Origin of the sequence: Kushneria marisflavi (assembly GCF_002157205.1) — a bacterium.
Lineage (GTDB): Bacteria > Pseudomonadota > Gammaproteobacteria > Pseudomonadales > Halomonadaceae > Kushneria > Kushneria marisflavi.
In genome coordinates this window covers 2,084,445-2,104,367 of the sequence record NZ_CP021358.1, presented here as the reverse complement: position 1 = coordinate 2,104,367, position 19,923 = coordinate 2,084,445, and the positions used below count along the sequence as shown (strand labels likewise).

General features: G+C 59.3%; 19 protein-coding genes. 8 read left to right on the top strand and 11 right to left on the bottom strand.

What is annotated here, in order from left to right:
• Positions 1 to 67: 67 nt before the first annotated feature.
• From B9H00_RS09615 to rdgB, 3 genes are all read right to left on the bottom strand, one after another.
• On the bottom strand, positions 68 to 733 hold the full coding sequence (locus B9H00_RS09615; protein WP_236944245.1) for an OmpA family protein: 666 nt from the start codon (positions 731 to 733) through the stop codon (positions 68 to 70).
• A gap of 87 nt (positions 734 to 820) precedes the next feature.
• Positions 821 to 1,996 carry a radical SAM family heme chaperone HemW gene (hemW, locus tag B9H00_RS09610; RefSeq protein WP_407656509.1) on the bottom strand — a complete coding sequence of 392 codons (1,176 nt, stop codon included), beginning with the start codon at positions 1,994 to 1,996 and terminating at the stop codon, positions 821 to 823.
• Positions 1,996 to 2,595, bottom strand: coding sequence for an RdgB/HAM1 family non-canonical purine NTP pyrophosphatase (rdgB, locus tag B9H00_RS09605; RefSeq protein WP_086900468.1), 600 nt, complete (start codon positions 2,593 to 2,595; stop codon positions 1,996 to 1,998). Before rdgB ends, hemW begins: the two co-directional genes overlap by 1 nt.
• A 254-nt stretch (positions 2,596 to 2,849) precedes the next feature.
• Here rdgB and B9H00_RS09600 point away from each other — a divergent pair, with 254 nt between their 5' ends.
• On the top strand, positions 2,850 to 3,548 hold the full coding sequence (locus tag B9H00_RS09600) for a LuxR C-terminal-related transcriptional regulator (RefSeq protein WP_236944244.1): 699 nt from the start codon (positions 2,850 to 2,852) through the stop codon (positions 3,546 to 3,548).
• A gap of 96 nt (positions 3,549 to 3,644) precedes the next feature.
• Here the strand turns inward: B9H00_RS09600 and B9H00_RS09595 are convergent, their stop codons facing one another.
• Together B9H00_RS09595 and B9H00_RS09590 are read right to left on the bottom strand one after the other, a co-directional pair.
• Positions 3,645 to 5,207: a SulP family inorganic anion transporter gene (locus B9H00_RS09595; protein WP_086900466.1), complete on the bottom strand. Its 1,563-nt coding sequence runs from the start codon at positions 5,205 to 5,207 to the stop codon at positions 3,645 to 3,647.
• Between the two features lie 40 nt (positions 5,208 to 5,247).
• The gene (locus B9H00_RS09590) at positions 5,248 to 5,880 is read right to left on the bottom strand and encodes a carbonic anhydrase (RefSeq protein ID WP_086900465.1); all 633 of its coding nucleotides are present in this window, start codon (positions 5,878 to 5,880) and stop codon (positions 5,248 to 5,250) included.
• A 417-nt stretch (positions 5,881 to 6,297) separates the two neighbouring features.
• Here B9H00_RS09590 and B9H00_RS09585 point away from each other — a divergent pair, with 417 nt between their 5' ends.
• Entirely contained in the window at positions 6,298 to 6,981 is a 684-nt protein-coding gene (locus tag B9H00_RS09585; protein WP_086900464.1) for a response regulator transcription factor, read from the top strand.
• Between the two features lie 21 nt (positions 6,982 to 7,002).
• On the opposite strand, the gene B9H00_RS09580 is transcribed toward B9H00_RS09585, so the two are convergent.
• The 6 genes from B9H00_RS09580 to B9H00_RS09555 all read right to left on the bottom strand — a co-directional run bounded on the left by B9H00_RS09580 (position 7,003) and on the right by B9H00_RS09555 (position 13,781).
• Complete coding sequence (locus B9H00_RS09580) at positions 7,003 to 8,580, bottom strand: bifunctional aminoglycoside phosphotransferase/ATP-binding protein (RefSeq protein WP_407656508.1); 1,578 nt, start codon at positions 8,578 to 8,580, stop codon at positions 7,003 to 7,005.
• A 70-nt stretch (positions 8,581 to 8,650) separates the two neighbouring features.
• Positions 8,651 to 9,940 carry a glutamate-1-semialdehyde 2,1-aminomutase gene (gene hemL / locus B9H00_RS09575; protein WP_086900462.1) on the bottom strand — a complete coding sequence of 430 codons (1,290 nt, stop codon included), beginning with the start codon at positions 9,938 to 9,940 and terminating at the stop codon, positions 8,651 to 8,653.
• A 123-nt stretch (positions 9,941 to 10,063) separates the two neighbouring features.
• Entirely contained in the window at positions 10,064 to 10,687 is a 624-nt protein-coding gene (gene thiE, locus B9H00_RS09570; protein WP_086900461.1) for a thiamine phosphate synthase, read from the bottom strand.
• Positions 10,684 to 11,508 (bottom strand): bifunctional hydroxymethylpyrimidine kinase/phosphomethylpyrimidine kinase, encoded by an 825-nt coding sequence (gene thiD, locus B9H00_RS09565; RefSeq protein WP_086900460.1) that lies wholly within the window; start codon positions 11,506 to 11,508, stop codon positions 10,684 to 10,686. The genes thiE and thiD overlap by 4 nt, the downstream gene beginning before the upstream one ends.
• Positions 11,508 to 11,942, bottom strand: coding sequence for a protoporphyrinogen oxidase HemJ (hemJ, locus tag B9H00_RS09560; RefSeq protein WP_086900459.1), 435 nt, complete (start codon positions 11,940 to 11,942; stop codon positions 11,508 to 11,510). Before hemJ ends, thiD begins: the two co-directional genes overlap by 1 nt.
• 57 nt (positions 11,943 to 11,999) lie before the next feature.
• The gene (locus B9H00_RS09555; protein WP_086900458.1) at positions 12,000 to 13,781 is read right to left on the bottom strand and encodes a chloride channel protein; all 1,782 of its coding nucleotides are present in this window, start codon (positions 13,779 to 13,781) and stop codon (positions 12,000 to 12,002) included.
• 209 nt (positions 13,782 to 13,990) lie between these two features.
• Between B9H00_RS09555 and erpA the strand changes: the two genes are divergently transcribed.
• From erpA to B9H00_RS09525, 6 genes are all read left to right on the top strand, one after another.
• On the top strand, positions 13,991 to 14,344 hold the full coding sequence (gene erpA, locus B9H00_RS09550; RefSeq protein WP_086900457.1) for an iron-sulfur cluster insertion protein ErpA: 354 nt from the start codon (positions 13,991 to 13,993) through the stop codon (positions 14,342 to 14,344).
• 622 nt (positions 14,345 to 14,966) lie between these two features.
• Complete coding sequence (gene mnmG, locus B9H00_RS09545; RefSeq protein ID WP_086900456.1) at positions 14,967 to 16,859, top strand: tRNA uridine-5-carboxymethylaminomethyl(34) synthesis enzyme MnmG; 1,893 nt, start codon at positions 14,967 to 14,969, stop codon at positions 16,857 to 16,859.
• Positions 16,856 to 17,473 (top strand): 16S rRNA (guanine(527)-N(7))-methyltransferase RsmG, encoded by a 618-nt coding sequence (gene rsmG, locus B9H00_RS09540; RefSeq protein ID WP_086900455.1) that lies wholly within the window; start codon positions 16,856 to 16,858, stop codon positions 17,471 to 17,473. The genes mnmG and rsmG overlap by 4 nt, the downstream gene beginning before the upstream one ends.
• Positions 17,474 to 17,508: 35 nt before the next feature.
• On the top strand, positions 17,509 to 18,279 hold the full coding sequence (locus tag B9H00_RS09535; protein WP_086900454.1) for a ParA family protein: 771 nt from the start codon (positions 17,509 to 17,511) through the stop codon (positions 18,277 to 18,279).
• Between the two features lie 101 nt (positions 18,280 to 18,380).
• Positions 18,381 to 19,304: a ParB/RepB/Spo0J family partition protein gene (locus tag B9H00_RS09530; RefSeq protein ID WP_086901805.1), complete on the top strand. Its 924-nt coding sequence runs from the start codon at positions 18,381 to 18,383 to the stop codon at positions 19,302 to 19,304.
• A gap of 259 nt (positions 19,305 to 19,563) precedes the next feature.
• Entirely contained in the window at positions 19,564 to 19,908 is a 345-nt protein-coding gene (locus B9H00_RS09525) for an ATP synthase subunit I (protein WP_236944417.1), read from the top strand.
• The last annotated feature ends 15 nt before the right edge of the window (positions 19,909 to 19,923 follow it).

The following is a 19,923-nucleotide window of genomic DNA, read 5'->3' as shown; positions in this document are numbered from 1 at the left end:
GAAAAAGCGTCGCCGCAGTCAACAGACTGCGGCGACGACACGGCCGGCAGAACTGCCGATCCGATGATCAGCTGTTGCCGTTGGGCACCAGTGTGACCGTGACGCGACGGTTCTGCGCCCGGCCTTCAGGGGTGTCGTTGCTGGCCACGTAGTTGCTGGCGCCATAACCCTGCATGATCAGGCGGTTGAAGTTGACGCCACCACGGGCCAGATAGTTGCCCACGGCCTGAGCCCGCAGCTCGGACAGGCGCTGGTTGTAGGCCGCAGCACCGGTAGAATCGGTGTAGCCGGCAATGTTGACCAGCGTATCGGGATACTCGCCGAGCACCTTGATGACGCCATCCAGCGGAGCATGAATCTGCGAGGACAACTCGCTGGAGTCGCTGCCAAAGGTAATGGCGCTGGGCATGTTGAGCTGAATCTGATCGCCGACACGAGTCACGCTTACCCCGGTGCCCTGCATCTCCTGACGCAGCTTGGCTTCCTGAGCGTCCATGTAGTAGCCGACGCCACCACCGGCGGCAGCGCCCACGGCCGCACCGATCAGGGTCTTGTCGAGACGGTGGTGACCACTTTTGGTGGCACCGGCCACACCGCCGACCAGCGCACCAATGCCTGCGCCCTTGGCCAGACTCGAGGTCTGCTGCTCATTAGTATAGGGATTGGTAGTGGTACAGCCCGTGGCGGCCATGACTACGGCCAGTGGTGCCGCCATCCAGATGCTTTTCTTCACGTCCTGCTCTCCTGTGAGTACCGTTCGGGGCCTATCCCCCGATCTTTCCGAATCTGCAGGGCAGACACTGCCCTGACGTATGGCCCGTCATGAGCGGGCCAGAACCGAATCATCGCATAGCGCCAGCAAATCATTGAGAAACAAAAGCCCCAACGGCGTGGCCTGAATGCGTGAGTGTGTTTCAGACATCAACTCGCGTGCGATGGCCGCTCTAGTGTGAGCGTCCAGACGCGCATCGTCGAGCCCGGTATGCTGATGCCAGAGCGCGCGAGGGACGCCGTCACTCAGACGCAGGGCATTCATCAGAAATTCGAGCCCGCGCTCATCGCGTGAAAGCCTTCGGTGGCCGGCCAGAAAACCACGCGGATCATCATGGCGGGCGAGATAGGTCTCGGGCTGGCGGGTTTTCCAGCGCCGCTCGATCGTAAGCCCCTCATCATCCGGGCGCGATATCTTGCCATGGGCGCCGGCTCCGATCCCCAGGTAGTCCCCAAAGCGCCAGTAATTCAGGTTGTGTCGGGCCTCATGTCCGGGACGCGACCATGCCGAAATCTCGTAGCGCTGAAACCCGGCACCCTCCAGCCGTGCCTGACCGGCGTCCTGAATGTCGGCCAGCACGTCCTCTTCAGGCAGCGTCGGCGGATGCGAATAAAAGGCCGTATTGGGTTCGAGCGTGAGCTGATACCAGGACAGATGCGAAGGCGCAAGCGCCAGAGCCTGATCGATGTCGGCAAGCGCACGGGCCTTGTCCTGCCCCGGCAGGCCATGCATCAGATCAATGTTGATCTCGTCGAAACCGACCTCACGAGCGGTGGAAATGGCACGTACGGCCTCATCTGCATCATGAATGCGGCCCAGCCGGGCCAGTGCGTCGTTGTCAAAGCTCTGCACCCCCACCGACAGCCGATTGATACCGGCGCGGCGAAAGTCAAGAAAGCGCTCGCGCTCAAACGTCCCCGGATTGGCCTCCAGGGTAATTTCGATGTCCGGTGCGAGGGTCAGGCGTGCCTCGATGCCGGCCAGCAGTCGCTGGTAGCCGGCGCCACTGACCAGGCTGGGCGTGCCGCCGCCGATAAAAATCGACGTCAGCGGCCGTCCCTGCACGTTGATCATCTCGGCATCAAGATCGGCCAGCAGGGCATCGATATAGGCCGCTTCGGGCAGTGCACCCGATAGCGCATGAGAGTTGAAGTCGCAGTAGGGACACTTGCGCACGCACCATGGAACATGGATATATAGCGCCAGGGGCGGCAGGAAGGACATCAGCGCTCCATCTGCTCAAGCAGGGCGGTCAGCGCGCGACCGCGGTGACTGATCCGATTCTTGAGCTCGGGAGAAAGTTCAGCCACGCTCAGACCCTGCTCGGGCACCCAGAACAGGGGATCATAGCCAAACCCGCCCTCACCGCGCGGCAGGGAAAGAATTTCTCCGGGCCAGCTGCCCTGAACGATGATGGGCACCGGGTCCTCGGCATGGCGCATATAGACAAGCACGCAGTGATAATGCGCGCCACGCTGACCTTCGGGAACATCAGCCAGCGCCTCGAGCAGCTTGTCGTTGTTGGCCTGGTCATTGCCCTGAACACCACTGTAGCGCGCCGAATAAATACCCGGAGCACCGCCCAGTGCTGTCACGGCCAGACCGGAGTCATCGGCCAGAGCCGGCAGACCGCTGCCCAGACAGGCCGCACGAGCCTTGAGCAGTGCATTTTCAACAAAGGTCAAGCCGGTCTCTTCAACGGCCGATATACCATGGTCGGCCTGAGTGGTCAGTTCCCACGCCAGCGGCTCCAGCAGCTCGCGGAACTCCCGCAGCTTGCCGGCATTATTGCTGGCGACAACGAGAGAGCGTGTAGCAGACATAAGGCATGATCCCCTGGTGTGATTGACGACCCATTTTAAAGCGCCATGTCATCACACTGGAACATATTGTTGTGGATTAGCCGACCGAAGCATACCTGGCATGATACAAATAGCGTGATATTAACCAACGAATTGGCCGTTAAAACAGCGCCTGCCCGAGCGATGCTCCAGACGCCGTTTCGGAGTAAGCTTGAGCAAAGCCTCGTCGTTGGCTGTCACAACATGAGCTGATGAACGGGCATCAAGGGGGCACCGTGGATAGTGACGTGGATAGTGAAAAGAAGGTAGTCGTACTACTGGTGACAGAGATCAACCCGCAAAGCGAACTGTTCATGCAGTACGTGCGGGACCGAATCGGCTGTGAAGTAGAAACGCTGGCACCGCGGGATGCCGTGCCGGCAGAAGACGACATACAACGTGTGGTGTTGCTGGACGCCGATCATGTCAATGAAAAGGACATGTATCACTGGGAAGAAAGCGCCGCCAGCGAAAGTGCTACCCTGACGCTGGCCGCCTTTAACCTTGCCGATGAAAACCAGGCCGTCAATCTGGCGACCACCTTTCGTCTGCAGGGCGTATTCTATCGCCGCGACTCGCTGGCCCTGATCTGCAAGGGCATCGCCAAGCTGATCAATGACGAACTCTGGATGTCGCGCAATCTGATGACGCGACTGATTCGTTTCTATCGCCGTCAGCAGATCAACGCCTTCCGGCCGGCCAATGGCCTGACGCATCGTGAGCTCGAGATTCTTCGCCTGCTGGGTACGGGAGCGTCCAACACCGAAATCGCGAATCAGCTGTTTGTCAGCGAACATACGGTCAAGTCGCACCTTTACAACATCTTTCGAAAACTCAAGGTACGTAACCGTATTCAGGCCATGAACTGGGTACGTCAGAACCTGGGTGGGGCACCCATGCCGCCCTCCTCTCGCAGCACGTCATCCGACACCTGATCCTTCCGATCGGTGTCACGACATGACAAGGGCGCCCTCGACCGTACAGGCCGAGGGCGCCCTTTCAGTATCTACCCGTCATCGGTAATGCCTTGATCAGGCAGACCGCGCTGCAGGCATGTTGTCCTCCTGCACATTGGTACCTACAGGGCGCAAGGCGGGATAGCTGGCCGTCAGGCCATTGACCTGCTTGAGCTCTACCACGATGTCGCGCTCATGCGAGGAATAAACGAAATTATCGATGTCTTCCTGAATATCAGGATCAATGAATGCCGCCTCACGCGCATCGATGATCAGATGACTGCCATCAGCGATGTCATCCAGGTAGAAACGTACCTTGTCCCGATTGAGGAAGGAGACATCGGTATGAAAGCGCAGCAGGGCGTGGCGATCCTGCTGGGTAAACGAGACCGAGGAGTGATAGTTGGCCCGCACCAGAAAGTAGAGCCCGCACAAAAAGCCGATGATGACGCCTTCAAGCAGGTTGGTGACCATGATCGCCACCACCGTCACGGCAAAGGGCACAAAGCGCTGCCAGCCCTGATGATAGTGCGCAAGGATCGTGGCCGGGCGGGCGAGCTTGTAACCGGTGTGCAACAGCACGGCGGCCAGACACGCCAGCGGGATAAATTCCAGTGCGCCCGCCACGAAAGCCACGCTGCACAGAAGCAGCACGCCGTGCACAAAGCTTGAAAGGCGTGTACGTCCGCCCGCCTGCACATTGGCCGAACTGCGCACAATCACGGCCGTGATCGGCAGCCCCCCTACCATGCCACTGACCATGTTGCCGATGCCCTGCGCCTTGAGTTCACGATGGGGTGGCGAATGACGCTTGAGCGGGTCGATCTTGTCCACGGCCTCAAGACTTAACAGGGTTTCAAGACTGGCCACCAGTGCCAGCGTCACGGCCGTCATATAGACCTGTGGCTTGAGCAGATCAGACACCATCGGCAGTTGCAGCTGACCAATAAAATCAACCGGCCCACCCAATCCCGGCAGGGAAATGCGCTGCCCGCCATCCAGAGCGCCGGGCAGACCCAGTGACAGCGCCAGTCGATCCATGGCGATAGCCACCAGTACGGCCACCAGTGGACCCGGAAAACGCTTGATTGCCGCCGGCATGAAAGGTTTTTCCCAGCTGACCAGAATCGCCAGCGACACCGCCGCAATCGCCAGCGCCACCGGCGACAGCCCGGCGGCCAGTCCTTCAAGGTTTAAAAGCGAGACGTCACTGTCCTGCGAAAGGCCCAATGCCAGCGGAATTTGGTTTAGAATCAAAATCAGTCCAATGGCGGCCAGCATGCCCTTGATCACGGCCGAGGGAACAAAGGCGCCAATCTTGCCAAGACGCAAAAAACCGAACAGCAGCTGCAGCGCCCCGGCCAGCACCGTGGCCATGAAAAGCCCGCTCAGACCAATCTGCTCCACCGCGCCCAGCACGATGACGGTCAGCCCGGCGGCCGGACCGGACACACTCAGGGAAGAACCGCTGAAAAGCGACACCACAATACCGCCGATAATGCCGGCAATCAGGCCTGAAAGCGGCGGCGCTCCTGAAGCCAGGGAAATTCCCAGGCACAGGGGAATAGCGACCAGAAAGACCACGATGCCGGCAGGCAGATCCTGTGGCAATGTCTTCAATGAAAATGCTTTGCTCATGTTATCCGTCTCTTTTCATGAATATTGACATTACCGACGATCAAACTGCACATGCCTGAACGGCCTCACAGTGTTCACCGTCCCAGCGTTCGATTTCGCGCAGTCTTCCGGTTTCGAGCGCATATACCATCCCATGTATTGTCGGACGCTGATGGCATGACCATTGCGCCTTTATCAAGGGCAGCTCACTAAGCGTCCTGACCTGGTCGATTACATTGAGCGCTACCATTTGATCAAGACGGTCAGCATCATTGTTCATTTTTGCCAGCTCATTGGCATGCCTTCTTCTGATATCACGAATGCCATCCAGATGATTATCGAGATGAGAAAACCCGGTATTTTCATCTGTCATTGCGGCCTGAACTCCTCCGCATCGATGATGACCGCAGACGATGATATGACGGACCTTTAATACAGCAACAGCGTATTCAAGAACGCTCATAAAGCCCGCTTCATTCGGGCAGACCCGGTTGGCGACATTGCGGTGAATGAACATTTCCCCCGGCGAGGTATTACAAATCTGTTCGGCAGGAACACGGCTATCGGAGCAGCCGATCCACAGCACTTCCGGAGATTGTCCGGCACTCAAGCGATCAAACATGTGTGGATCGCGATGTTTGATTTCACCGGCCCAAGCCTGATTTTCCAGCAGCAATCTCTCGACAAAACGCATCCGGCGCTCCTTTATTTTGTAACTAAACGGTTAACAAACCGTTTCAAATACATCCTTAAGCGCAATTTCCTGTGCACAATGCGCCATTTGGTGTAGATGCACGTTCTGACCGCTCTCATTCAAAAATCGATCGCCTTATAATCGGGGGCATCTTCAGGACCCCGGTCGCGTCGGCTATCGGTACGATCATCCGAACCCCTAGCCTGTTCTAAATGATCGAACTAGAACGTTAGTCGCAAGAGCTTAATCAGCTCTGAACCTTAAGTGCTTTTAAGTAGTTGTTTTGTTTATTTTTTTACTTAATCTTACTTAGCGTAAAGGGTGCCCTGTCCGGCGCGCCGGATTTTGGCACATCCCCCAGTTTTGATTGCGATCGGGCGTCTGAAGGCCTTCATACTCTTTACCAGGGCCACTTTCATGGATGTGACAAATATTGCACTGATCATGGTGACCAAAAGCAGCCCCCAGAATGAGCTGTTTCTGGATTACCTCCGTCAGCAGCTGGATTGCCATGTACAGCAATTGCCGACGGACGAGCCACCCGAATTGCCGGAGCATTTAAGGCACTGTCGCGTTGTGGCACTGCTGGATGATGATCATCTGGAAGAATCCGTGCTGCGCGACTGGACGCAGCAGCTGGGCCAGTATGACGATGCCATTTTCACGGCCTTCAACATGAGCAATGAAGATCGGGCGGTCGCCCTGATGATGCGCATGCCGCTACACGGCATCTTCTATCGGGGGGATTCCCTTGAGCTGATCAGCAAGGGGATTCGCAAGCTTTTCGAAGGAGAGATGTGGCTGTCACGCCCCTTGATGGAGCGTCTTTTGTGCGCCTACTGGCATCGGCAGCATGACGAGCAGCTGCCGCTGGCAAGCCTGACCCCGCGGGAGCAGGAAATTCTGGGACTGCTGGATAGCGGTGCCAGCAATCTGGATATCGCCGACCGCCTGTCCATCAGCGAACATACGGTCAAGTCGCATCTGTATCACGTGTTCAGAAAGCTCAAGGTGAGAAACCGGGCACAGGCGCTGAATCTTCTTCGTCAGCAGCCCACGACCGTGGTGGCCGCGCCCCGCACAAGACGGGACACGGCCTGATCCACTACCTGCCGAGCGCCATCAGTCCAGACGCAGCCGCTCCTTGATCAGCGACACCAGCGTCAGATTGGCATCCTCGGCCGTGGTATCCAGATGAATCAGATAGGCCAGCTCATCCTCGCCGAAGGCTTCGCGCGAGGCGAGCTGGTGATCAAGCACCTCAATGCCTGCCTCTGATGCCTCACCACGCCTGTTCTGTCGTCGTACGAGACGATCTCGCAGCGTTGCATCATCCGCTTCGAAACTGATTAAAAGCGCCGCCAGACCACGCTTCTCGGCCTCGTGTCGTAGTCGATCGCGCTGAGCACGCTTGAGTGCGGTAGCATCGATACAGACCGGATAGCCGGCTTCCATCAGCGTACCGCTCAGCGAAGCCAGTCGCTCATAGGTCTGACGGGTCATGTCATCGCTGTAGATGCCACCGGCCACGCTTGAGCCCGAATCGGCCTCGGGCGCCAGCTCGCAAAGACGCTTGCGCTCGACATCGGAACGAAGCCGTATGGCACCGAGCGAGCGCACAACCTGCTCGGTAAACCGGCTCTTGCCGCTGCCCGACACCCCCACGCTGATCAAAAGCCAGGGGATATCGATCTCGCTGTAGCGCTCGGCCAGGGCGATATAGCTGCGATAGTCGGACATCGCCGCGTCACGATCCGCCGGATGCAGGTCCGGCTGCTGCAGGCGAAACAGTGCCACCTTGGCCCGCACCATGGCGCGATAGGCCTTGTACCAGGGCAACAGGCGAACCAGTTCGTGATCGCCACTGCCTTCCAGATAGCGATTGAGCACGTGACTCGACAACGCCTGCTCACCACGCGCCTCAAGATCCATCAGCAAAAAGGCAAGCTCGCAGCAGACGTCGTTGTAGCGCAGGTCATCATTAAACTCGATACAGTCAAAGATCAGCGCCCGACCCTCATGCTGTACCACATTCGCCAAATGTACGTCTCCGTGCGTTTCACGTACGAAGCCGCTGCGCTGACGCTTCGCCAGTAGCGGCTCAAACCGGTGATACAGCTCCTCGGCGCGCTGGGCCAGCTCCTCCAGACGACGAAGATCGTTTTGATCCTCCAGCAGAGGTCGGATCTGATCGAAGTTCTGCACGACCGGTGCATAGACGGCCTCCGGAGCACCAAAGGCACTGTCCGCCGACACCCGTTCGGCGCGCTGATGGAAGGCGACCAGTTGATCCACCATGTCATCCATCATCGTGCGGGTCAGCTCACCATTGGCCTGCAGCGTCGAGAAAAGCCCGGCGTTGTCGAACTGGCGCATGCAGATGGCATATTCGAAGGGCTCGCCGTCTCCCCCCAGCACGGGCGCATCGGGCGTGCCGCTGATGGGTACGACCCGCTCATAGAGATCACCCGCCAGACGCCAATTGAGACGCACTTCGTCTTCACAGAAACGGCGGCGGCGCTCAAGCGTCGAGAAATCCAGAAAGCCGAAATCCAGCGGTTTCTTGATCTTATAGGCGCGCTCGCCGGTCAGAATGACCCACGAGATGTGGGTCTCGTACACCTGCAGGGTCGACACGTCATGATTGAAAAACCGGCCGCTTCTCAGCGCGCTGATCAGTGACTGACTCAAGGGGCTCACTCCGGATCAGTAATGAAAGTCGCCCGCCGACGTGTCGGCGGGCGGGCATGACGCCGAAAGGCGCCGATGGTCAGGTCAGGGTTGCAAACACCGCCTCGGCGGCCTCAAGCGTGACACTGATGTCCTCGTCCTCATGGACGCTGGACATGAAACCCGCTTCAAACGGCGAGGGCGCCATGTAGACGCCGCGATCCAGCATCGCTGTAAAAAAGCGTCTGAAACGCTCGACGTCACAGCCGGTCGCGGCCGCGAAATCGTTAACCTCGGTCTGATCGGTAAAGAAGATGCCAAACATGCCGCCGGCACGGTGGGTCAGAAGCGGCACCCCGGCAGCCCTTGCCCGCTGCTCGAGACCGTCACACAGCAGATTGACGCGCTCGGTCAGGCGCTTATGGAAATCGGGCTGGCGCACCTTTTTCAACAGCGCGATTCCCGCGGCCATGGCCAACGGATTGCCGGAGAGTGTGCCAGCCTGATAGACCGGTCCCAGCGGCGAGAGATACTCCATGATCTCACGCCTGCCACCAAAGGCGCCGACCGGCATGCCGCCGCCGACGATCTTGCCCAGACAGGTCAGATCCGGTGTGATGCCGTAGTAGGCCTGAGCACCACCCAGCGCCACACGGAAACCGGTCATGACCTCGTCAAAGATCAACACCGCGCCGGACTCGTCACATACCTCGCGCAGGCACTCCAGAAAACCCGGTACCGGCGGAATGCAGTTCATGTTGCCGGCCACCGGCTCCACAATCACGCAGGCGACCTGATCGCCGATCTCGCGAAAGCACTCGCGTACGCCCTCGACATCATTGTAGGAGAGCGTCACGGTGTGTTCGGCAAGCGAGGCCGGGACGCCCGGCGAGCTGGGTTCACCGTGGGTAAGCGCGCCAGAACCCGCCTTGACCAGCAGCGAGTCCACATGGCCGTGATAGTTGCCCTCGAACTTGACCACCTTGTCACGACCGGTATAGCCACGGGCCAGACGGACTGCGGACATGGTGGCTTCGGTACCCGAGTTGACCATGCGCACCATGTCAATCGACGGCATGATCTCGCAGATCAGCTCTGCCATGTCGGTTTCGACCGCGGTGGGCGTGCCGAAGGAAAGGCCGTCTTCCAGCCGGTCACGGACCGCGCTCAGCACATCAGGGTCGGCATGACCGGTAATCATCGGCCCCCAGGAGCCGACGTAGTCGATATAGCGCTTGCCCTCGACGTCAAAGAGGTAGGGCCCGCGGGCGCGCGAGACAAACATGGGCGCGCGTCCCATGCCCTTGAAGGCACGCACCGGGGAATTGACGCCACCGGGGATGCGGTGCCCGGCACGGGTAAAAAGCGTCTCGGAGGTAATATGATCCATCTTCGCGCTCCTGTGGAAAAAGGGATCGCAGATCGGTCCCGAACGAACCGTCTGCCGATTCAGGGTTACCCACACCCCGTTGATCGACGCCTGCCGATACCGGGTGTGGATAACATAGAGAAATTATCGCTTCATGGCCTGGTTGAGCCGCCGCACGGCCGCCCCCGGGTCATCATGGCCGAAAATACCGTGCACCAGCGCAATCAGATCCGCCCCGGCGCTGACCGTGGCATCAATATTGTCGGCATCAATACCGCCGATCGCCACACGCGGCAGGTTAAAACGGGCTACCTGCGCCAGGATCGCCAGATCCGCCGGTGGCGCGTCCGGCTTGGTACGCGACGGGTAGAAACGACCAAAGGCCAGATAACTGGCGCCTTCACCGGCCGACTGTTCGGCAAACTCGAGGCTGTCCTGACAGGTCGCGCCGATAATGGCCTCCGGCCCCAGCGCCTTGCGCGCCCGGACGATCGAGCCGTCACTGCGCCCCAGATGCAGTCCGACGCCCAGCCGCCAGGCCAGTGCAGCATCGTCGTTGATGATCAGGGGCGTATCGTAGTGGTCGCACAGCGCCTTGAGGGCGCGCGCCTGACGTTCGCGCTTGCCTTCGTCACCGGATTTATCACGGTACTGCAACAGCGCAATGCCGGCATCGAGGGCAGCCTCGCATCGATCGATAAGCGTGGCATCATCCGGCATCAGATGTTCATCGGTCAGGGCGTAGAGTCCCTGCTGCCACTGGGTCATGTCGCGCGCTCCTGAATCGGTAAATGAAATGGCCCGCTCAGGCGATCGGGAAGGTACTGGCCACGACCAGGTGTCAGCGCCCGCTCAAGACTTTGCCAGGTAAACTGCTGCGCCCGCTGACAGGCATTATCCAGCGTTTCCCCGCGCGCCAGCAGCGCCGCCGTGGCACTGGCCAGCGTACATCCCGAACCGTGATAACTTCCCGGCAGCCGCGGCCAGGACCACGTTTGAAAGCCTTCAGGCGTATAGAGCCGATGGGTAACATGGGGCTTACGCTGCGCATCTGCAACATCGGTACCGGTGGCCAGCACGGCACCCGCACCAGTGGCCAGCATTTGCCCGGCCTGACCGGCCGTATCCTGATCCGCGAGCGCACGATCCGTCAGTCGGGCAAGCTCGTCGAGATTGGGCGTGACCAGATCGGCCAGCGGCAGCAGCCGTTCAACAAATGCTGCCCTCAGTGCCTGACCGGACAGCTCGCGCCCGCCGCCGGCCTTAAGTACCGGGTCGATGATGACCGGCAGATGCGACCACGTCCGGCACAGTTCCACGACGGCTTCCAGCGCGGAAAGATCGGCGATAAGGCCGACCTTGATCGCGTGGATATCGCAGTCTTCCAGCAGCGCCCGGGCCGTGGCCAGTATCTCCTCGCCCGGACGGGGCGTGACGCTCTGAACGTTCACGGTGGTCTGGCACGTCAGTGCCGTCGGTACCGTCAGCGCCCAGCCGCCCATGGCGCGAATCGCCTCGGCATCGGCAATCAGCCCGGCGCCGCCGGTCGGATCATGACCGGCCAGAACCAGTACGCAGGGCAAAGACATCAGAACGGTTTGACCACGGAAAGAATAACGATCGCAATCAGCAGAATCGCCGGGATCATGGCAAAGACGCGGTAGTAGCCGCCGCCGCGACGGTTGGTACCGGAAGCAAAACGTTTCATGTGTGACTTGCAGATATGATGAAAGCCGATCAGCAACACGACCAGCACGGCCTTGACGTAAAACCAGCCCGCCGTCAGGTAGTACTGAACGTCCAGCGCCAGTAGCCAGATCCCGAACACCAGGGTCAGAATCATGGCCGGTGTCATGATGGCGGCGTAAAGCTTGCGCTCCATGATCTGGAAACGGGTCGACCCCTGACCGTCATCCTGGCGCACCGCATGGGCGTGATAGACAAAAAGCCGGGGCAGATAAAAGAGTGCGGCAAACCAGCACGTAAATGAAATGATATGAAAGGCCAGAACCCAGGGGTACATACGCACATCCTCAATAGCGGTCGTCGTCAGGTCGTCTTTGATGGGGACATGACCCCATCAGTGATAATAGTTTTCAATGGCTTCCCGCGTGATGATACCTGAAACCCGATGCATCATCGGCGCAGTAATGTGTCTGACGTAGAGGGCATCCACCCGCTGATCGTCAAGGCATGCAAAGGCTTCCGATAGTGTCGCCTGAAGATCGATCGGTGCCAGCTCCAGTCGCTTGCCCGGAATCTCCAGCAGATCGATAGTGTACTCTTGATCAACGCCGGCCTGATCCTTCTCTTCCAGAGCGCGAGCCATGTCGGCGGCGAGCAGCGCCAGAGGCGCCTTGCCGGGCTCGCGATCGGCCTTGTGCTGGTCAGGCTGGCGATGGATCAAAAGCCACGTGGGTCGGGCATCCAGAATCACCCGTGCCCGCTCCCGGGTGATCACCGCCGCCGTCACACTAACGCTTCGATCCATCACCGCCCCGACACCTACCCTTGAAAGCGCCTGCATCAGGGGCTGTTGCAGCGGATGCGGCGTACTGCCCTGCCGGGTCATGACGAAAAATCCCTGCGTCCGCCAGGCCACGCGGGCGGTCAGCGTCGCACTCAGAACACTCAGCATGCCGTATAAAATGATGTCGGGGCTGTGTGTCAGCTCCACCAGCGCCATGATGGCGGCCAGCGGTGCCTGCAGCACGGCGCCCATCATGGCGGCCATGCCCATCATCACGTACAGGTTCGGCTCGCCGACCATCGAGGGCAGCAGCGCTGATGCCCCGAGCCCGAACAGAGCGCCCGCGGCGGCGCCCATCACCAGGGTAGGACCAACAATACCGACCGGAATGCCACAGGCCAGGGTGATGGCCGTCAGTATCAGCTTGCCCAGTGCCAGCGCCAGCAGTACATCAAGACTGGCCTGACCGGTTAGAATCGTTTCGACACTGTCATAACCGATACCCTGCACCTGCGGATAAACACAGGCCACTGCGCCGGTCAGCGCACCGGCCAGTAAAAGGCGAACAGGCCAGGGCACGCGGGCAAGACGCTCGCCCAGACGCGCAAGACGAATGAAACCGCCGGCCATGATGCCGATGGCCAGCGCCATCAACACCAACCATGGAATATCCAGCAGGCGCGGCTCGATGATGCCGGGCATCATGAAGGCCGGAGCCGAGCCGAAATGCAGCTGCGTAATGACGGCACCAGTGGCCGAGGCCAGCATCACCGGCATGAAGCCGGTCAGGGTGTATTCCATCATCACCACTTCCATGGCGAAGATGACCCCGGCGATGGGCGTGTTGAATGATGCCGAAATACCGGCTGCCACGCCGCAGCCCACCAGCACACGCAGACTGTTGTGCGGCAGCTTGAGCAACTGACCGATCCACCCCGAGGCACCGGCCCCGAGATGGATGGCGGGGCCCTCACGGCCCGCCGATAACCCTCCCAGAAGCGAGACGATACCTACCCACCATTGATTGAGCCAGTTGTCACGTGCCATGACCCCCTGATGAAAGGAGAAGCGTTCGATGACGTGCGAGATCCCCAGTCGACGCGCACTCTTCTTCTGCCAGCCAAGCCCCAGGCCAATCAGAATGACGGCCACCACCGGCAATCCCATGCGAACCGTCACGGGCAGGCTTTCAAAGGCTTCACCATGGCCGTCGGGCATCAGCTTCAGCGCGCCCAGATCGATCAGTTCTCGAAAGGCAATCATGATGATACCGGTCAATGCGCCGGAAATGACGGCCAGCAGACACAGCTGTGGCAATGCATCGACGCTTGCCAGCTCGCGTCGAAAGTTCTCAAGGTTCAGGCGTGACGTATCCAGAAAACGGCGCGGCAAGCTTCTCCTCCCCAGCGACACAATGGCGGATCATGGAACACCCCACCAATGAGCCTATCATTGTTTATGTTCAATGCCTCTCATGACAGACACTGACGTGTGGCGGTTGACCATAGACAGAGGGGGTGTCGATAATGGTTGTCATGACAGCCTGCGTGCTGATCCATTTCTGACATGTCCCGGACATGTCATCTCATAAGGAGGCCGCGATGAGCGGAGCAGAATCCTTTGTTCCGACACCGCTTTTCTTTACCGATGCCGCGGCAGGCAGAGTCAGGGCGCTGATCGAGGAAGAGCGCAATCCGGCCCTGAAACTGCGCGTCTACGTAACGGGAGGCGGCTGCTCGGGCTTTCAGTATGGCTTTGACTTTGCAGAAACCGTTGGAGAAGACGATACCGTCGTCGAAAATGGCGATGTCGCCATGGTGATCGACCCGCTGAGCTATCAGTACCTGGTGGGCTCCACGGTGGACTTTGAAGCGGGTCTGGCCGGCGCTCGCTTTTTGATCAAGAACCCCAATGCCACCACGACCTGTGGCTGCGGGGCATCCTTTACGGTCTGATACTTCCTATCGGGACTCGGGCGTCTGTCAAAAGCTGACAGGCGCCTTTTTTATGCCCATTTATTGTCTGCACTGATCTTTTTTGATGCCACTGTCCTGTGGATAAAAGAAAGCGCCCTTTTTGCCCATCTGCCCTGCAGCCCGCCACATGAGCTCGCTTCGTCACTTTTTTAGGTAGCATGGTCACTCTTGATGAGTATGGGGAGAAGCCTCATTGAGCCCGGTTAACGGGCAGGGGATAAATCGTGCTGTGGGTAACCCGAGCTTTTATGCACACCCCGTACAGTACCTGCCCCAGGGAAGCACGCAGCTTGCCTGGGTTTCCAGTCACATCCCAGCCTCCTGTTTTTAAAGTCTAAAAATGGCTTTTCCACAGAAATGGGTGCCCCCAATAATCACAACCACAACAGAACTTCTTATTTAAAAGACTATTTTTATTAATTAATGACTTCTCCTTTTGAAAAATCACTGTGTGGAAAACCCTGACGCTTACTCACAGCCACGTTATAATGCGCGCCATTCAACAAGGCTTATCCCCAACCCCCTGAACGGGTGTGTGGGTATCGACACGCGCTGATCAGTCGGGTGTCACGTTCATCTTCAACCCCTCGAGGTTTTTCACGTGGATTATCCGGACCGCTTTGACGTTATTGTCATCGGTGGTGGTCATGCGGGTACCGAAGCCGCACTGGCCGCCGCTCGCATGGGCTGTCAGACCCTTCTGCTCAGTCACAACATCGAAACGCTGGGACAGATGTCCTGTAATCCGGCCATTGGTGGCATCGGCAAGAGTCATCTGGTCAAGGAAATTGATGCCCTTGGTGGTGCCATGGCGCTGGCATCCGATCAGGGTGGCATCCAGTTTCGGACACTCAACTCCCGCAAGGGCCCTGCCGTTCGGGCCACTCGCGTTCAGGCTGATCGTGTTCGTTACAAGGCCGCCATTCGCCATATCCTTGAAAACCAGCCCAATCTGTCGATCTTCGCTCAGGCCGCTGATGATCTGATCGTTGAGGGAGACACCGTGCGCGGCGTCCTGACCCAGGGCAGCGTACGTTTCATGGCCGAGACAGTGGTGCTGTGTACCGGGACTTTCCTTGGTGGTGTCATCCATATCGGCATGGAGCATCACAGCGGTGGCCGCTCCGGCGATCCGGCGTCCAATGCGCTGGCAGCCCGTCTTCGCGAGCAGCCCCTGCGGGTAGCACGTCTCAAGACCGGTACCCCGCCGAGGCTTGATGCCAGAACGGTCGATTTTTCGAAGCTGGCTGAACAGCCCGGTGACACACCGCGTCCGGTGATGTCCTACATGGGCCGGCGGGATATGCATCCCGATCAGGTGAGCTGCTTCATTGCTCACACCAACGAGCGCACGCACGACATCATTCGGGCCAATCTGGATCGCTCACCGATGTATTCCGGTGTCATCGAAAGCACCGGGCCACGCTACTGCCCCTCCATCGAGGACAAGATCCATCGCTTTGCCGACAAGCAGAGCCATCAGGTCTTTATCGAACCGGAAGGGCTCGACACCCATGAGCTCTATCCCAACGGCATTTCGACGTCGCTGCCCTTCGATGTGCAGCTTGACGTCGTGCGCTCGATCGAAGGGCTGGAACGTACCCACATCGTGCGGCCGGGTTATGCCATCGAATATGACTTCTTCGATCCGCGCGACCTGAAGCACTCGCTGGAAACGAAGGTGATTCACAATCTGTGGTTTGCCGGTCAGATCAACGGCACCACCGGTTATGAGGAAGCCGCCGCTCAGGGGCTGCTGGCAGGCCTCAACGCTGCCCGTCGCGTCAAGGGACTCGAGGCCTGGTGGCCGCGCCGTGATGAGGCCTACATCGGTGTGATGGTGGATGACCTGATCCGCATGGGGACTCAGGAACCCTATCGAATGTTCACTTCTCGGGCGGAATATCGCCTGCTGCTGCGCGAGGACAACGCCGATCTGCGTCTGACCGAAACAGGTCGTCAGCTGGGGCTGGTGGATGACGCGCGATTCGAGTCCTTTGAGCGCAAGCGCACGGCCATCGAAACCGAACGCGAGCGGCTGGATCGTATCTGGATCCAGCCCGGCAGTGATGCCGCCAAAGGCCTTGTCGATCGGGTAGGTACGCTGTCGCGTGAGCATCGCCTGAGCGATCTGCTGCGTCGGCCCGAGTTGACCTATGACGACATCGCACCGCTGGCCGAAGGCGCGCCGGAAGATCCGCTGGTCCGCGAACAGGTCCAGATCCAGGCCAAGTATCAGGGCTACATCGACCGCCAGAGCGAAGAGATCGACAAGCTCAAGCGCCATGAAGCCACTCATCTGCCGGAATCGCTGGAATATGATCGCATCGACGGTCTGTCCAACGAGATCCGCCAGAAGCTCAATGCCGCTCGTCCTGAAACGCTGGCCGAGGCCGGGCGCATTCCGGGCGTGACACCGGCGGCCATCTCGATGCTGCTGATTCACCTCAAAAAGCGCGGTAATGCGCACAAGGCGCGGGTTGGCACGTCATGAGCGGCGGTATCGAACGTCGTCTCGACGACGGCATGAAAGCTCTGGAGCTGAGTGTTTCAAGCGACATTCGCAGTCGCCTGCTGGCCTTTGTTGAGCTGTTGCACAAGTGGAATCGGGCCTATAACCTCACCGCCGTGCGCGATATTGACACGATGGTGACGCGCCATTTGCTGGACAGTCTGGCGATTGTGCCCTGGATTGAAGGGCCAAACCTGCTGGATGTCGGCAGCGGCGCAGGGCTGCCGGGTATCGTGGTGGCCATCGTGCGCCCTGACGTTGTCCTGACCTCGGTCGACAGCAACGGCAAGAAGATTCGCTTCCAGCGTCAGGCCGCCTTCGAGCTGGGACTCGAAAATGTCACGCCCGTTCATGATCGGATCGAAGCGCTGGAAGGCGTCACGTTTCAGCAGATCACCAGCCGGGCCTTTGCGGCACCGGCGGATTTTATCGGCCTGACCCGTTCACTGCTGACCAAGGGCGGTCACTGGCTGGCCATGGCGGGACGAGTTGACGATCTTGTCCTGCCCGACGATATCAGGCTGGTGAACACCTGGCCCCTGCACATTCCCGGCGAACAGGGCCAGCGTCATCTGTTGAAAATGGACATCGCCTGACAAGGCCGAGCGATCAATACACAAGGAACTCTCTCTTGACCCGGATCATTGCGCTGACCAATCAGAAGGGCGGCGTCGGCAAGACCACAACCGCCGTCAACCTGGCCGCCGCGCTGGCATCGCTGAAAAAACGGGTGCTGCTGGTGGATATGGACCCACAGGGCCACGCCACCATGGGCAGCGGTATCGACAAGCACGCGCTGGCCAATGGTGGCTCGCTGGATGTGCTGCTGGGTGAGCTATCGGCAGGTGATGCGCTGGTGGACTGCCCCAATACCGGATATCAGCTGCTGCCGGCCAACGGCGATCTCACCGCCGCCGAAGTGGATCTGCTTGAACGCGACGGCCGCGAGCGCTGTCTGGACCGCGCCATCGAAACCGTCGCCGACCGTTTTGATGTGGTCCTGATTGACTGCCCGCCGTCGCTCAACATGTTGACCGTCAATGCCCTGACCGCAGCGCATGGCGTTCTGATTCCCCTGCAGTGCGAGTTCTATGCCCTCGAGGGACTGTCGGCGCTGCTGGACACCGTTGAACAGATTCGTGACAGCGTTAATCCAGCACTGGCTCTCGACGGCATCGTTAGAACCATGTTTGATAACCGCAATAGTCTGACCCGGGATGTCAGCAAGCAGCTGTCGGACTACTTCGGCGATGACCTGCTCAAAACGGCCATTCCCCGTAACATTCGTCTGGCAGAGGCCCCCAGCCACGGGCTGCCGGTCAATCGCTACGCGCGCATGTCCCGGGGAGCCCACGCCTATCGCGTGCTGGCCAAGGAACTGATTCGCAAGCTGTCGCTGTAACCCGGTCCGAACACACCAACGATCCATTCGATCCCCGAGCGCTGATGTAATGACATCGGCGCGGGTTGTTACTTCTGCATGGCCTGAACGAGGAACTGTTCATGACGCGTAAACGCGCACTCGGAAGAGGACTGGACGCACTGATTGGCGCCGGCGCCCGGCAGCGTTCACAGACCCAGGACCCCAACGGTGGTTCTGCCGAGGCGGCAGTGACCGCATCTCCCCTGATCGACAGTCGCGAACGCCTGGAGCGTCTGCCTCTGGGAGAGCTGACACGCGGGCGTTATCAGCCGCGCCGCGAGATGCAGCCGGAGCGGCTTGAAGAGCTGGCCGCCTCGATCAGAACCCGCGGCGTCATGCAGCCCATCGTGGTACGTCCGCTGCCTGAAGGCAGCGCTGCCCGCTACGAGATCATTGCCGGCGAGCGTCGCTGGCGCGCCGCGCAGATGGCCGAGCTGGATGTGATTCCGGCCGTCGTGCGGGAGCTCGACGATGAAACGGCGTTGGCACTGGCGCTGATCGAGAACATCCAGCGTGAAGACCTCAATCCGATTGAGGAAACCATTGCGCTAAAACGTTTGATGGATGAGTTCTCTCTGACCCAGCAGCAAACGGCCGATGCCGTCGGCCGCTCACGTGGGCAGATTGCCAATATGCTCAGACTGCTGGCGCTGGAAGAAGACGTGCAGACGTTGCTCGAGCGTGGCGATCTGGATGTGGGCCATGCGCGTGCCCTGCTGGGGCTCAAGGGCAACAGGCAGCGCAAGGCCGCCCGTGAAGTCGTCGAGCGCGGCCTGACCGTGCGCCAGACCGAAGCACTGGTCAAAAAACTCGCCCAGACAGCACCGGACAGCAAAAAGAAGGCGGACAAGCCCTCGGGCGATGTGGGCAGCCTGGAAAATCAGCTGGCAGAACTGTTGGGTGCGCGCGTTCAGATCAGTCATGGCAAGACCGGCAAGGGAAGCCTGACGATTCGTTACACGAGCCTCGATGAGCTGGATGGTATTCTCTCGCACATCCGTTGAGAACGTGGCCCTTAAATACGGCTTAATCCGGCATTGTAAACTGCGACGCTTTGACACAGGATCGAGCCGGTTTTGGTGCAGATAAGCTTAAAGACTGCGATTTTCGATGCCGGTGACATTGAAGCAGGCGGGGGGGTTCCTTATAATCCGCCTGCCTGACGTCATGAGTCGAATATTTCGGGAATGCATAAAATCAATGCAACAAGGCAAGCCCGCGACTCCGGCAGCGTCAAGGCGTCCGAGAATTTACAGATTGCTGATGGTTCAGCTGGGCGTCACTGTGGTGACGGCTGCACTGCTGGCAATCGAAGCGAATAATAACCTCGCGCTGTCGGCCCTCAAGGGTGGTATTGCGGGACTGGTGCCCAACGTATATTTTGCCTGGCGTGCGTTTTTATACCGTGGGGCCCGTTTTCAACGTCAGATGGTTCGCAGTTTCTACCGAGCTCAGGTAGGCAAGCATTTTCTGGCGATCCTGTTGTTCGCAGGCATTTTTGTCATATCGCCACCGCAGTCTCCGGAGTGGTTTTTCATGACATTTGCGCTGGTCCAGTGTGTGTACTGGCTGACGCCCTGGCTGCTCGGCAGACCCGGTTCCCATTAAAATCGATTCAAGGCA